Below are 13,325 nucleotides of genomic sequence, written 5' to 3'. Positions count from 1 at the left end.
GCCGGACGACTACTGACGCCAGGCATAGCGCAAAAGCCAAGGGCGCCAGGCTGCGTGTGCAACTACGTTGGCGACTTTACTCTCTCCCATTGGCGCGGAATAACGCGTTTGCAACGCAAGCGTTCCGTCGGGTGGTGCAGCCCCCGGTTAACCCCAACAAACTCCAGATCTTGCCGGCCGCCACAGGCGGGCCTTTTTTCCAGGTGATTGGAACATTGTCGCCCCGAAGACGTTCGCTGGAGCACTGTCCCCCAGTGATTCGCCAAGCTGGCCCGCTACCGAAAGGTGGCGGGCTTTTTGTTTCACGGAACCGCGCCTGTCATCGGGAGTTTCCTGTCGATGAAGACCTATCGCCCCATGTACGCCGTGTACAGTCCGTCCGCCAGCGTTGGGCCTCCCAGTCCTGGCCGTCATTCTCGCGGAAGATGGAACAGTGACGGCGCGGCCTTTCGATACTACGGAGCAGGCAGCCGCGTTCAATAAGCAGGTGGCTGAAGTGGAGATAGAGGCAGAGCATGGCGCTAAGATCGAGCGCTGACAGGGCCGTTCGCCTTCCACGCTGGACTGACAGCCGAACTGCTAATGTCAGGAGCCATCAGCCTTGGGCCTAGCGGCTTGTGCCCCGGCTCTTCGTGCCACATGACTTGCCGCAAATCGCGCATGTCAACCTTTTGACCGCAACTCGGGCAGTTGTAGAAATGGTCTCGCTCGTCCGTGATCGGTTGGCCGTGCCGCTTGCCGATGATTGGAGGGCCAAGGTCTGATGGTTTTGTCATCGAAACCTCTCTGAGGTTCTAAAGGCTGAAACTGTATTCAAATATGTGACCGCGCTTTTCGTCAGTTACCCTGGATCCATAAAGGTTCGTTGACGCGCAACGTGACGTCTCGCTCGGTGGCTTCCCGAGCTGCCCTCAACGGTGTCGTCGCATTGACGATGTGGGTCGCTGTGACGGTGTCCGCGTGCATTTCCTCAACATGATATGTCGGCACTATTGCGCGCTCCTAAATTCCAGGCTTGGCAGGGGTCTCCCTGCTTCGTCGTCATGCGCAACGTGCAGCAGATGCCTTTGTTGCAGCAATGCCAAGATTTCCAATTCCGGAACCATTTTAGCTCAATCTTATTTCGCTTGGTGTGAGTTCAGTGCATGCGTTTGAAGTTCCTCGATCCCCTGTTGCCGACATTGGTGGAGCAGCCTCCCCGAAGGCGACGAGTGGACTCACGAGGTGAAGTTCGACGGCTACAGGTCGCATTATCATCGACCATGATGTGCGCATCTTCACCCGCAACGGCCATAACTGGACGTCGAAATATCGCAGCCTGGTCGGCGCGGCGAAAAGGCTCGGGGTGGAAAACGCTATCATGGATGGCGAAATCGTGGTCCTCAATGAGGCGGGTCTGTCCGACTTCGCCGCTTTGCGCAAAGCCATCACGCGGCGCGAGCAAGACCTCTATTTCGTCGCTTTCGACCTCCTGCACCTGAACGGCCACGATCTGCGTGACATGGACCTGGAGGACAGGCGGGAGATTCTGGAAGGCATCATTGAGCCCGACAGCCCGATCCAGTTCAGCCAAGCGTTGCCGGGCGATGCCAAAGCGATTTTTGAGCTGATCGACAAGGCGGGCATCGAGGGCGTGGTTTCAAAGCGGGCGTGACAGCAAATACCGCAGCGGCCGCTCGACCAGCTGGCTGAAGATCAAGAGCTACACCGTTCAGGAATATGAAATTCTCGGCGTAGAGCGTGAGGTGGGCAAGCCGGCCTTTGCCCTGATGGCAGATCGAGCAACGGGCAAATATATCGGCTCGGCCTATCAACGCGCGCGGCGCCATTCGCGACCGACTGTGGAAGCGCGTCCAGGAGCATGCCGGACCGCCGCCCAAGGGTATGAAGCGGAAGGCGACGCAATGGGTCAAGCCGGGGCTGATTGGGCGCGTGAAGCATCTGAGCGGCGAGGAAGATCTGCGGCACGCCTCGCTACAGGATTTCCGGGAAGAGGCCTAATACTCGGAACAAATGTCGCCTTCCGCCGTTCGCTCGGATGCAACGGGGTGGTTGGGATGCGCGATCCATTTTTTAGAGTTCCAATTTTCGTTGAGACGAAAACGGTTGGCGAATTTCGCACCTTGAGGAGCGTGTCCGAAGCGCCATATTCATGATGGAACGCTGGCCCGAACCGCACGGGGCAAGCTACCGAACGGCACTCCGGGCTTGCACTGGTCGCCTGACTACTGCCGAGGACGTCGAAAATGCTCGGCGGGCTTTTTTGATGGCCGCCAAGGAGGCTGGCCTGAACACGAAAGACGGTCAGATGCGGGACGACGCTCCACCGCCCCACTCGGTCGAGCAGCCCAAATCATCCTACATCGCTGACGTCAAACGACGGGATCGTGGGGATCGGGAGGAGCAAGAGGACTTTCTCGTCCGTTTCCTTGCGCGGGAAACCGGCATCTCGGAATCGCAGGCTCGTGATCTGATCAATATGATTGGCACCGACCGCGCTTCACTGTTGCGAGAGGCCAGAATTTTGAGTGAGCGGCGTCGATGAGCACACGCGGCATCAACTTCCTGCATCGGTGGATCCAGAACAATGTTCCGGAGACGGCAAAAGTGGACGTGGTTTCGATTTCCGAGCTCACCCACAAGCTGGTTTCCGATGCCAAGGCGGGATCAAGCGTGAGGAGTCGATGAAGAGGTTAGGTGGATAGCCTTTACCGCACACTGTTCGATTGGATTGTGCATTTCGAAGCTGGGTTGACCGAATAGGTCTTGCCGGGCTCTTCGGCTGCTCCGATTGCAAGGCTGCAGGCCGCGACCGCCGGCCGGTGTTTTTCACTGTGGTTCCTGATTACGAAGGAATCAATGCGAAGCGCAACCGCGATCGGAACCCGACCTTCAGGCGAAGCGATGAACCGCCAGATTGACGGAACATTAGCCATCTCTAAAAGTTTCTCGCTTCCGGCAGGCGCTGCTCACCCGCTCCCCTGCCGAAGATCGGGATACGCACGGCCAGCGCTTTCTTTGCCGAAAGCGCGGGCTACAGGGTTGGACCCTTGAAGAGGGATCGGGATCAGGCTGATAGCGCGTAGTTGGGACTTCAGTCTTAGTTGAGCCTTCGCTAATGTGCCTATAACTTAGGCAGCGCGGGGGAGACAGTCCCAGAAGCATAAGACCGAGGGAGCATGAGCACTTTAGGCTTGTGGGTCATAATCATCACGGCGATCATAGCGATCATTTACCTGTTGTCGTATGTCTCGATCACGATGATTTAGGTGACGGGCGACGACGGGCTGGCATGCCGTTAGCCTCTAGTGTTTTCGTCGCGCTTGCGGTCGGCTAACTGTTCAATGAACTGCCTAGCGTGCTCGCCCCAATCGGCATCTTTGACGTTATGTTCGCGGACAGACCGCAGGAAGGCCTCGCGTAGAGCGTCGAGGTCGAAAAGTGAAAGCCGTTGGCCGTCCTTACCCGCCATAAATGGGAATATGACAGCCGACATTGACTTTTCAAGAGCGGTCGAAAGTGGTTTAGTTAACAAGAGGTTAGTGCCGACGATATCTGAACTCGAAGACACAGGGCGATGCCGACGAGGCGCTTGGTCGGTCAGCTCCGGTACACGTACCCATTTGTCAGACGCTCTTTCAAAGGCTTTGGCCGACCATGCAGCTGCGGCTGACGACCGTGGTCCGCTGATCCAGAACCTTCGGGGACTAGTTCACAGTGTCACCGTGCACCCCAAACGGGCGCATGAGGGCTTCGAAATCGAGGTCAAGGGCAAGCTTGCCGCCCTTATTGGCGGGGCCCCATTTCCCGAAGCACGGTATTCTGAAAAGCCCAGCAGAGTGGGCGGCCGCCGTAGCGCCGCCGCTACGTACGATAGTGGGTTTGAAGTGGTAGAGGGAAGGGCACTGGGAACCAACCTTCTCCACTTCGACCGTGTGCGTATAATCCCGTCCTGCCGGCGAGACCCCGCTTTATTGGCGCTGGTAGCCCCCGGCCCCCTCCCGGCTTTGTCGGCGGCGGGAGTAGGGGTGGGCTTGTGGGGCCTCATCAAGCCGCACGTCCGGGGAACTGTCTTTCGAGTCGCCGGGTCCGGCTGACCGCCAGATCGCCAGGCTGGATTGTACCCGACAAATCTTGATAGGCTGCTGGTGTGGAGATCGCACGATGAACGAGGTTGAAAAGCTGGCGGTCGAGGTTGTCGCTACCGGCCTCGGCTGGCCAGAGGGCCCGACGGTGCTCCCTGACGGGCGCGTTGTCATCGTCGAAAGCTATCGCAGCCAGCTGACGGCCATAGATCATGACGGAACTGCTCGCCAGTTCGCTTATGTTGCGGGAGCGCCCAATGCCTGCGTTCTCGGATCGGATGGCCTGCTCATGTCTGCCAGAACGGCGGCACGACCGGACCTTGGCGGGCCGCAGAGACGTTGCCTGCGCCATTGCAAGGCTGCGGGCCGCGATCGCCGGCCGGCGTTCTTCACCTGCATTCCTGACTACGAAGGCGATCGGCAGCGGCGCAACCGCGACTGGAAGCCGACGTTCGATCGGGGGCTTAGGGACTTCAGTCTTAGTTGAGCTATTGCTAATATGCATTTAGCATTGGGCAATGCGGGGGACGATCCCAAAAGACCGACCCGCAATGGCCGGTGCGGCTCGCTTCACCCAAGCCCCTGCACCGGCCATTCCCCCACGGTAGCATCAGGCTGCCGAACTGGCGCGCGGAGGCTAAAATGGCCGGCGATAAGCGCAGGCAGGATGCTATTCACGACCACCAGGTCGAATATTTCGCCTCGGAGAACGGTTTGACTTCCGACCTGGCTTGGGAGTTGATCCTAAAACACGGTAACAGCCGCAAGGCTGTGATTAAAGCTGCGCAGGGTTTGAAACGTGATGTCGGCAACACGCAGCCGACCAGCCCCTACTTCCCGGTAGAGCCCGCGCCCGGTGACCACCTACATCGTCAGCCGAAAAGGCGCTAGCGCTGCTCTGCCGCAGCCTTGGCGGGCTGCAAGAGGGCTCCGAGTATGAGTTATCCACAGGTAGTCCACAACCGTAGTCGACGGGCAATCGCTTAACGACAAGCGCGCCTTCCCGATCTAATATTAGGGTAGGCTTAATTGCCCTCCATAACACTCAGCCCGTTACCCCTCTTTTGAGGACAGGCAGCGGGCTTTTTTCATTTCCGGCCGGATGGGAAACTTATGCCGAGGTTGCGCGGTGGCATGCGGCCACAAGGACGCGCGAGGCGCTTCGGCGCTGTCCTACAGCGCCCAGCCAAAACGCGCGCTGGTGAGGCTGCTAGGGCCAGAAGTGCCGGGGCCTGACCAGCGGAGCTGGGTCGGTTCCGCTGGCTGGTGAATATAGCCGGAACGACCGGTTCTGGCAGCGGATCGAACTTCCGCTGCCAGAGATGTTTCAACCAGTGGTCTGCTTATTTTGCCGGGGATTTGTAGGAAGAAGCGATTTTGGCCGCCTTCTCTTGGGCCGCCTTGAATTCCGCGCCTGTGTATGCTCGCACGGTTTTGACATTCGATACCGCTCCCGATGCGCCGACGACGAGAAGTGCGGGGATCATGTTAGCACCGTCGTCGAATTCCGTAATTGCCATCCAGTCAGTTTCGCCCGTCGTGACGTAGAAAGAATGCAGTTTCCCGCCTGCAGCTTCAAAGATGGCACGGGCTGCCTTTTCTCGGTCCGATGGATTGTCAATCATTCCCCTCGCTGCCGTGGCTGAATAGGAGCCTGTGACTATGAACGTTGGCATATGACTATCCTCCCTCGATCTTCGGGCAGATCGGACGATCTGCCGAATATTCAATAGCACATCCAGCCTTCTCGGGCGAAATCCGGCTGCGCTGCAGAGGCCGTTCGCCAACGTGTTCCTCCGGAAAGACACAGTGTCGCGCAGCCGCGGGTGGCCATTCCCCTACGGCTGGGTAGTGCCATCGAGCAGCGCTGCTAGCGCTCAGAGCAGTAAGTGAATTGCCAGAAGCTCAATGATCAGAAAAACGGCGCATACCGCGCCCCCAATGGCATAACCTCGCCAATACTGGCGGACATCCTCATCGGTTTGGAATGCATCTACCCAGAGCGCTTCAGGGGCGACGCCAAGGGATATGGGGACCGGCATCGTGGCTGGTTCGGTTGTAGCAGGTGCTAAAGCAGATCGATCTGACATGCAGGCGACCCTCTCGACCGCGAAAAGGTCAGCATATTAGCGCTAGCTAACTAATGGAGAAAGCCTAAAAGTTGCCGGCCTTGTCAGGCGTTTCCTGCCGCTGGCCGCCGCGATCGACGGCCGGTGTTCTTCACCGTCGTTCCAGACTACGAGGGCATCCAGGCGAAGAGCAACCGCGACTTGGAAGCCGACGTTCGATCCACTGGAACCTTTCGTCGGCGAGCAACTTTCTGTGCATGTCCCAGACGGTTGAACCACCAATCTTACCAGAGGATAGCCCAGATAGGGAGGTCAACTGCGAGGTCGCCTTGGAAGCCGCCTTCGCAGCCTTGGTGGCCGCCTCAGAAGCGCAGGGGTGGACCCCCAGTGAAACGGCCAAAACTCTGCTGAAAATCGTTACGGAACATGCCCAACAGATTGAGGCTATCGTTGCTGCCAGTTCTGATGTGTAGCCGAACCGCTGGGGCGGCGGCCCTTCGTGGCCATCTCTTACGGATGGGTTAGTTTGTCGTCTGTGTCGGGATGCGTCGGTTCCGTTCGTCCTATGCTGCAAAAGAGGAATTTCTCCTCAGCGAAAGGATGACTGCCATGCCCAACGAAACGATGACACCGCTCGGTCCAGCGGCGCAGGCAAATCTGGCGACCTGGCTCGCCATGATCGCAAGCGGTGACTTTGGTGACCTGGACTCGATCATTGCCGCCGAGGCGGTCTACCATTCGCCCGTCGAATGGCACCCCTATCCGGGCCATGATTTGGTGTGCCTTTTGGTCCGAACGGCGGCAGGGATTTTCGAGGACTTCAGATATAAGCGCCAGATGGTGGGTGGTAGCAGCGCCATGCTCGAATTCTCCTCGCATGTCGGCGATATCCAAATGAAGGGCGTTCACCTCATCCGTTTCAACAGCAACGGCGAGATCCTGGATATCGACCTGATCGCGCGGCCGGCCAAGGGCGTAATGGCCCTAGGCAACGGGGTAGGAGACAAGGTCGGACCGCAGATCAAGGCAGCACTGGCCGCCGCAAGCTAACCGCGCAGTCTGGCCAGGCGATCGAACTTGCTGAAGCCGAGACCCGATGGCGCTTCGGCCGCTCCTCTCGTAGCCGGAACTTACTCCGCCGCCCCATTTTCGGTGAACGGTGACGCGCTCGGTATGCATTGCATCGACCAGCCCGTGGGCGCCGGCTGCTTCTGATATTCGGTGATGGCGGCGATGCACTGTTCGCGCTTATCGAATGTGCTAGGCAACGCGACCATCCCACCCTGCGGACCAGCGATTACCAGATACCAGATCAACGCTGCAGTCGAAGCCATGGGAAATTCCTTCTTCCTCCCGCTCGGAAGCCGCGATGGGTCGGACGATGTCAATTAGACTTCGGCCGGGTGGCGAAAGCATGGCCGGCGCGCAAGCTTCGCCCACGCAAGGGCGCCGCCAGGCAGAAACGCGTGCTTGGCGGGGCGCTCCTTCTGCAGCCTTGTAGCTGCTACCAATCCGGATTGTTATCGAGCCAGTATGCTTGAAAACAGCCGAATTGGGGCGACAGATCAAGCCGTCGTTTGGCGTCAAATTCCATCTCAGAGAGAGACCACGATGAGCTGTTATCGGTCACATTGGGCACGATGGTGTACCCGTCCTCCACCAACATCAGTCTCATTTCCTGGAAGTGCCTTTTGAAACCGCTCTCAATTTGGCTTCTCGGATACCGTCGACCTTGCAAGCAAGCTCGCCTCAGAATGTCGGAATACATCTGGGTGCTGACAACTCTCACAGTTTCTTCGGAGATTCGCTTGTAAGGTAGGCCTTCCTCGGACCAGCATTCTCCTGCCGACGCTACCAGCATCGCGGCCAACGGGCCTGCCAAAAACCTCTCCACTTGGTCCCTTCCGACCTAGGGTGGTGCATTAGCCGCAGTTAAATATTTATCGGCAATATCATCTTGCGCCAATCGCAAAGGTGTCCCGTAATGGCTCAATAGGGTTGGCACCGCAATTACACTGTCAGCAATGCCGGGTCAAACAACACCACGGCAAATCGGGGGGTAATCGGGGGCCCCGCCGCTTCGCAAATGGAGCGGCGGGTCTTTATGGCTGATTTGAAAGCCGCCTAACCAAAAATGTTGGGTGCTGGGCAACTATATATTTTCCGCAATTTCTGGTGGGAATGTCTGCAAGGCGACCACGGTCGCAATCTGGGCTTACCTCGAAACTGGATCCATCTGGACGGCGCTGGGCTGGACAATCCTTGCCCTAGTCATCCTGCAGGTTGGGTACGTCGGACTAGTCGTTCGCTTGATATTCAGGCAATCATCAGAAGCCGTGGACGCGGGGACGGAGTCGGTCGACCGCACGTCACCGCTGGTGTTCCGGGATTTCTAGGATCTTATGACCTACAAGCCAGAGACCACGACCTGAATCGTCAGCGTCTTCGAGAAGCCGCATTGGCGGACCGTGCTGACCACCAAGGACAAGGCCAAAGCGCTGGCGATGGCAGATCACGCCGAAGCGCTGAGATTTTAGCTGCCCCCTGCCTTGCTGAATACAACCGTGCCATCCTCTTTGCGAACTTCCACAGCTACGATACCGGACTTTCGATCTGCAAAGGTCGCCAGCGCGTGATCTCTTGCGGCTTTCTCGGTATCGAAGGGCGTCATCTCCGCGATGCCCCTTTTCCCGTACCAGATCACCGTGTAGGCCACTGCTGCGGCGCTCCCTCTATAGGCGCTTTGATCTTGCCGGCTAGCAATTCAACGGGTGCATCCAGCCCTTTGACGGCAGCGTGAAGGGCAGCAATAGCCGCCGCCAGATGGTCTTTAGGTTTGCCATTGTCGTTCGCTAGATCGGCGCGTTGAGGCAGCGACATGAGCTAACTATGCGCCTTAGTCGTGGCATCGGTCTATGGCTTTGGCTCGCGACTAGCCTTCCCCACTCGGCGCACTCGCGCCGATGGTCCCGGATATATCTTTCAGCCGACGGAACGTTTGTATCCCGCCCGGTGTTATGACCATGATCCCCCGCACAGGGATCATAAAGGGCCTTGCCCCTCTTGGCCCTAGTTTGTCCGCTGTCTCCCCGGCAGCGGACCCGACGCATTTCCTTAATTTCCGCAGCCCACGGCACTTGCCGGCGCCAGCGATATCAGGAATACATTCCTCGTTGCGGCGAGCCCTTCAATGGAGATCGCCATTCGAGTGGGCCATCGCGTGTAATTCCAGCAGCTTCTCGCATCTTGCCATGTAGTCGCGATTGGTCGGCAGCTTGTAATTATTCCTGGTGAGCTGGATCTGGAAGACGACAAGATCCTGCCAGCGGAACGCGGCTTCGGACGCGGCCAGATAGAACTCCCACATGCGGCAGAAGCGTTCGTCGTAGATGGCTTTGGCCTTGTCGCGATTGGCAGCGAAGCGCTGGCCCCAGTGTTTCAGCGTATCGGCATAATGCACGCGCAGGATTTCCACATCGGTGATGACCAGTCCGGCCTTCTCGATGGCTGGCACCACTTCCGACAGAGCAGGGACATAGCCGCCCGGAAAGATGTGTTTGCGAACGAAGGCGCTAGTTGTCGAAGGAGGGCCGGAACGGCCAACCGTATGAAGGAGGATGACCCCATCCGGGTTCAGCAGTTCTGCGCATTTGGCGAAGAAGGTGTTGTAGTGATTGACACCGACATGTTCGAACATGCCGACCGAGACGACGCGGTCGAAACGCTCGCCAAGTTCCCGGTAGTCCCTGACGTCGAACCGAACGCGACTTGCCAGTCCTTCCGAACGCGCCCGGTCCGTCGCGGCCGCGTGCTGTTCCCTCGACAGCGTCACCCCCAGAACATCCGCCTTGAACGACCTAGCGAGATAAAGAGCAAGCCCGCCCCAGCCGCATCCGATATCGAGCACCTTGAGATCGGGCTCCAGTTGCAGCTTTGCTGCGATGTGGCGTTTCTTGGCCGACTGCGCCTCGTCGAGCGTCATTTCTGGTCTTTGGAAGTACGCGCATGAATACTGCATGTCGTCGTCGAGAAAGAGCCGGTAGAGGTCGACCGAAAGATCGTAGTGAACTGCGACATTGCGGCGTGAACGCCGGGTCGTGTTGATCTGCTGGAAGCGTCGGAACGCGAGCCGCACCCCGTCGATGGCCCTGGTCCAGGCCGTATCGATACCGGCATCGCCGATATTCTGGAAGACGATACGCATCAGTCCAAGTACCCCGCCTTCGGGAATATCGACTTCGCCGCGCATATAGGCTTCCGGCAAGGCGAGCATCGGATCGAAGGTGATTGCCCGCTCGGCCCCGAGGGTCTTGATGTGGATGTGCGCCGGCGCTCCTGTGCCATCACCAAACGAGTCGATCATGCCATTCGGCCCGGAAACACGCAGGCTTCCCTGACGCACCAGACTCTCGAGAACATGACGCAGCAGTATATTCATGACATTCGACCTCACATGTTCTGCCAAGCCGGCCGACTAAACATGCACTCAAGCTAATGGACGCGCAATCCTGAGCCTTGACGTCGTAACAGGAGGACAATCCCCTCCAGGCCGCCGCCGTTCTTATGCACGGCCGGAACCCATCCGGTTTCTAACCGATCTACAACTGGTGATTTTCCCGCCTATTAAAACTGTTCCGAGTGCTATGCGCTCGTGCGCGCTAATAGATTCCTCACATTCGGAACCTGCCACCGGCCGTTCCGTGCTGTCCGAACGCCGCGGTTGTTCAAGGCAGTCGCCACCCCGCGCAGGCTGGTGATGCCGGAGCGACGGATGGAATCGATGACCGGAAGAACAGTCTCAGCGAACCGATCGGCCGTCTGCACTGAGATCTGTCGTCCCTTGGCGGCTGCCTGCGCGTAATTGATTGGGTTGCCAAGTTTCGTTCCGGTCATCTTGCGAGAGGCGAGGGCGGCTTTGGTGCGTTCCGAGATGAGACGCCGCTCTTTCTCGGCGAGCGCCGCATAGAGGTGCAGCATGAACGGGTCGGCATCGGCTCCAAGTTCAGCGACGATCAAAGGAACGCGCTGAACCATGAGACCGGCAATGAAGGCGACGTCGCGTGATAGTCGATCGAGCTTTGCGACAATGACCGGACATTTTGCCTGTCGAGCCTGGGCGAGCGCGGCTGCCAGCTGTGGGCGCCGGTCCAGGGCATCCGAGCCCTTGCCGGTTTCGACCTCGGTAAACTCGTGGCAGACCGCGATGCCTTCGGTTTCGGCGAAGCGGGCGACGGCTGCTCGCTGGGCGTCGATGCCGAGGCCTGATCGACCCTGCCTTTGTGTTGAGACCCGATAGTAGGCTACTGCGGTCGGCATGATGCAAATCCTCCGGGTGTGCAAACTGCAAACCACCGTTTGCAGTTTGCTCAGTCGGCAACAAAAGCCAAGTTCTTTCAACACGATAGCTGGAAATTGCAGCTTTCCGCGTGCATCCCTCACAATAATAGATCGTCGTTCGCGGAACTTTTGCGAGGTCGAGCCCTTCTCCATCTGAACCGTGGAGGAGACCAATGGCAAATCTGGGAAAATTAGCGATCGCTATGCTTGGCGTCCTGGCATACCAAAATCGCGACAAGATCGGCGACATAATCCGTGGAGCGGGAGATCGTAATCCAAACGACCCGCAAGGCGGGATCCTGGATCACCTATCCAAAGGCGTTTCGGGGACGGCCCTCGGCGACATCCTCGACCGGTTCAGAAGTGCAGGGGCGGGATCAAAGGTAGACTCGTGGGTTGGCAGCGGGCCGAACCAACCAATCGAGCCCAAGGACGTGGAAACGGCAATCGACGAAGATACACTCGCTTCCCTTTCGACGCAGACGGGTCTTTCGCGCGATGAGCTGATTGCCAGGATCACAAGAGATCTACCCGAGGCAGTCAACAAGCTTACGCCAAATGGTGAATTGCCAGTAGCTGAGCCGACGCAAGGCTCGGGTGAGACGACCCTGCTCGACGACGTGCCTCCGCGTACGACGCAAGCCAAAAATCCAACCGGTTAGAGCGAAGTCTAGCGTGACAGATCTGCAAGGAGATCTGATAAATCGCACATTCCCCGCGCCAGGGATGAGTGGGCAGGACTACCGCGAGTCCGAAGTAGCGAAAGCAATTGCCGAGTTGGATCTATTGGCCGCTCTACTGGATTCCCGCTGGGTCATTCCGGGGACGTCAATTCGTTTTGGATTGGATGCCTTGGTGGGTCTGGTACCCGTTCTCGGGGATGCAGCAACAGGCCTGGTTTCGGCTTATATCGTTTTGCGAGCCCGAAAATGCGGGGCTGGAAATGGCTTGGTCGCCCGCATGTTAGGCAACGTGCTGTTCGATACGGTCGTGGGAAGCGTTCCTATTCTCGGCTCGATCTTCGACGTATATTTCAAGGCCAATAATCGCAACATCAGGCTGCTTCGCCGTCACCTCCAACGGCAAGGCGCTGCGGTGATGCCTTCCCCAAGGAGGCGTAGTCGCCCTCCTGGATGGGTGGTTTACCGATCAGGGATCGAGCAGGTAGTTACCTGCTGTTCGGAGAGGGCCCTCGGTCATCCATTTCGGTCGCTTGGACTTGCCCGGGACTCTCAATTAACACCCTCGGGCGTGCGCCGACCGGCTCCCATTCGGCCGGCTCAGGCTCAAGAGTGACGGCGCGGTTTGCCCGGAGCGTTTTGGGGTCAGGTGGCGAGATGATGATCCGAGTGATCTTATGCACTGGCTGGCCGCTATGCTCGTTGACGATCGTCTCTTTCCAGCCCATGCGGGTTTTAGCCCAGAAGATCGCCGCGGTGACCGACTGAGGGCCTTCGCCTGTCGCTTTGCGGAACAGGCTTTGCGCCACAGCGGAATTGGCCTTGGTATGGCCAATCCTGAGTTCCTGTCGGTAGTGCTTGCGCAGGGTCTTGGGATCAATACCGATCATGTCGGCAATGCCGGTCTCGGGTACTCCATAGCCGGCCAGGGCTTCGACCTGGCGGCGCGAGGCGTCGTCGGGCTGGTGGGTCGGGCGGGCCATGTCAGGGCTCCAGATCGATGCTGCCGGCGACAATGGCCCCGCTTTCCCCAAAACTCGCGTGTAGGAAGCCATTTCTCGAAGGCGAGGGCATTTGGGCTACCTGAGTGCCCTTTGTAGTTCCTTCCTCGAAATCCCCCGTGTACACGGGGGATTTGGCGAAGCCGCGAATCC

13 protein-coding genes and 2 pseudogenes are annotated in these 13,325 nt (G+C 58.4%); 9 read left to right on the top strand and 6 right to left on the bottom strand.

Translation table 11 applies throughout. From position 1 onward, the window contains the following. Positions 1-1,267 precede the first annotated feature (1,267 nt). From HNQ71_RS36070 to HNQ71_RS22580, 6 genes and pseudogenes are all read left to right on the top strand, one after another. Complete coding sequence (locus HNQ71_RS36070) at positions 1,268-1,654, top strand: ATP-dependent DNA ligase (protein WP_484502681.1); 387 nt, start codon at positions 1,268-1,270, stop codon at positions 1,652-1,654. A gap of 498 nt (positions 1,655-2,152) precedes the next feature. Further along, a pseudogene (locus HNQ71_RS35860) lies at positions 2,153-2,233 on the top strand (DUF982 domain-containing protein); the annotation flags it as partial. A 33-nt stretch (positions 2,234-2,266) separates the two neighbouring features. Beyond that, positions 2,267-2,545: a hypothetical protein gene (locus HNQ71_RS22595; protein WP_246461812.1), complete on the top strand. Its 279-nt coding sequence runs from the start codon at positions 2,267-2,269 to the stop codon at positions 2,543-2,545. Continuing rightward, positions 2,542-2,688, top strand: a complete 147-nt coding sequence (locus HNQ71_RS22590; protein ID WP_184874820.1) for a DUF768 domain-containing protein — start codon at positions 2,542-2,544, stop codon at positions 2,686-2,688. The genes HNQ71_RS22595 and HNQ71_RS22590 overlap by 4 nt, the downstream gene beginning before the upstream one ends. Before the next feature lie 1,476 nt (positions 2,689-4,164). After that, on the top strand, positions 4,165-4,572 hold the full coding sequence (locus HNQ71_RS22585) for an SMP-30/gluconolactonase/LRE family protein (RefSeq protein WP_184874819.1): 408 nt from the start codon (positions 4,165-4,167) through the stop codon (positions 4,570-4,572). 155 nt (positions 4,573-4,727) lie between these two features. Further along, positions 4,728-4,976, top strand: coding sequence for a hypothetical protein (locus HNQ71_RS22580; protein ID WP_184874818.1), 249 nt, complete (start codon positions 4,728-4,730; stop codon positions 4,974-4,976). 452 nt (positions 4,977-5,428) lie between these two features. Here HNQ71_RS22580 and HNQ71_RS22575 read toward each other — a convergent pair whose 3' ends face one another. Further along, a complete protein-coding gene (locus tag HNQ71_RS22575; protein ID WP_184874817.1) occupies positions 5,429-5,761 on the bottom strand; it encodes a GYD domain-containing protein in 333 nt (110 codons plus the stop codon). Between the two features lie 1,002 nt (positions 5,762-6,763). Here HNQ71_RS22575 and HNQ71_RS22570 point away from each other — a divergent pair. Continuing rightward, complete coding sequence (locus HNQ71_RS22570; protein ID WP_184874816.1) at positions 6,764-7,204, top strand: nuclear transport factor 2 family protein; 441 nt, start codon at positions 6,764-6,766, stop codon at positions 7,202-7,204. A gap of 80 nt (positions 7,205-7,284) precedes the next feature. Here HNQ71_RS22570 and HNQ71_RS22565 read toward each other — a convergent pair whose 3' ends face one another. From HNQ71_RS22565 to HNQ71_RS22545, 4 genes are all read right to left on the bottom strand, one after another. Beyond that, positions 7,285-7,488, bottom strand: a complete 204-nt coding sequence (locus tag HNQ71_RS22565) for a hypothetical protein (protein ID WP_184874815.1) — start codon at positions 7,486-7,488, stop codon at positions 7,285-7,287. 1,199 nt (positions 7,489-8,687) lie between these two features. Next, positions 8,688-8,870, bottom strand: coding sequence for a hypothetical protein (locus HNQ71_RS22555; RefSeq protein ID WP_184874814.1), 183 nt, complete (start codon positions 8,868-8,870; stop codon positions 8,688-8,690). A 471-nt stretch (positions 8,871-9,341) separates the two neighbouring features. After that, a complete protein-coding gene (locus tag HNQ71_RS22550) occupies positions 9,342-10,592 on the bottom strand; it encodes a cyclopropane fatty acid synthase (protein ID WP_184874813.1) in 1,251 nt (416 codons plus the stop codon). A 203-nt stretch (positions 10,593-10,795) separates the two neighbouring features. After that, complete coding sequence (locus HNQ71_RS22545; protein WP_184874812.1) at positions 10,796-11,470, bottom strand: recombinase family protein; 675 nt, start codon at positions 11,468-11,470, stop codon at positions 10,796-10,798. 194 nt (positions 11,471-11,664) lie between these two features. On the opposite strand from HNQ71_RS22545, the gene HNQ71_RS22540 reads away from it, so the two are divergent. After that, positions 11,665-12,153, top strand: a complete 489-nt coding sequence (locus tag HNQ71_RS22540) for a YidB family protein (RefSeq protein WP_184874811.1) — start codon at positions 11,665-11,667, stop codon at positions 12,151-12,153. A gap of 64 nt (positions 12,154-12,217) precedes the next feature. Next, a pseudogene (locus tag HNQ71_RS22535) lies at positions 12,218-12,556 on the top strand (DUF4112 domain-containing protein); the annotation flags it as partial. A 103-nt stretch (positions 12,557-12,659) separates the two neighbouring features. Here the strand turns inward: HNQ71_RS22535 and HNQ71_RS22530 are convergent. After that, positions 12,660-13,154 carry a hypothetical protein gene (locus tag HNQ71_RS22530; RefSeq protein ID WP_246461870.1) on the bottom strand — a complete coding sequence of 165 codons (495 nt, stop codon included), beginning with the start codon at positions 13,152-13,154 and terminating at the stop codon, positions 12,660-12,662. Positions 13,155-13,325: the final 171 nt, after the last annotated feature.

This window comes from Mesorhizobium sangaii, assembly GCF_014207355.1.
Classification (GTDB): Bacteria; Pseudomonadota; Alphaproteobacteria; order Rhizobiales; family Rhizobiaceae; genus Mesorhizobium; species Mesorhizobium sangaii.
Note: the sequence above shows the minus strand (reverse complement) of the source record. Positions and strands in the feature narration are given on the sequence as shown.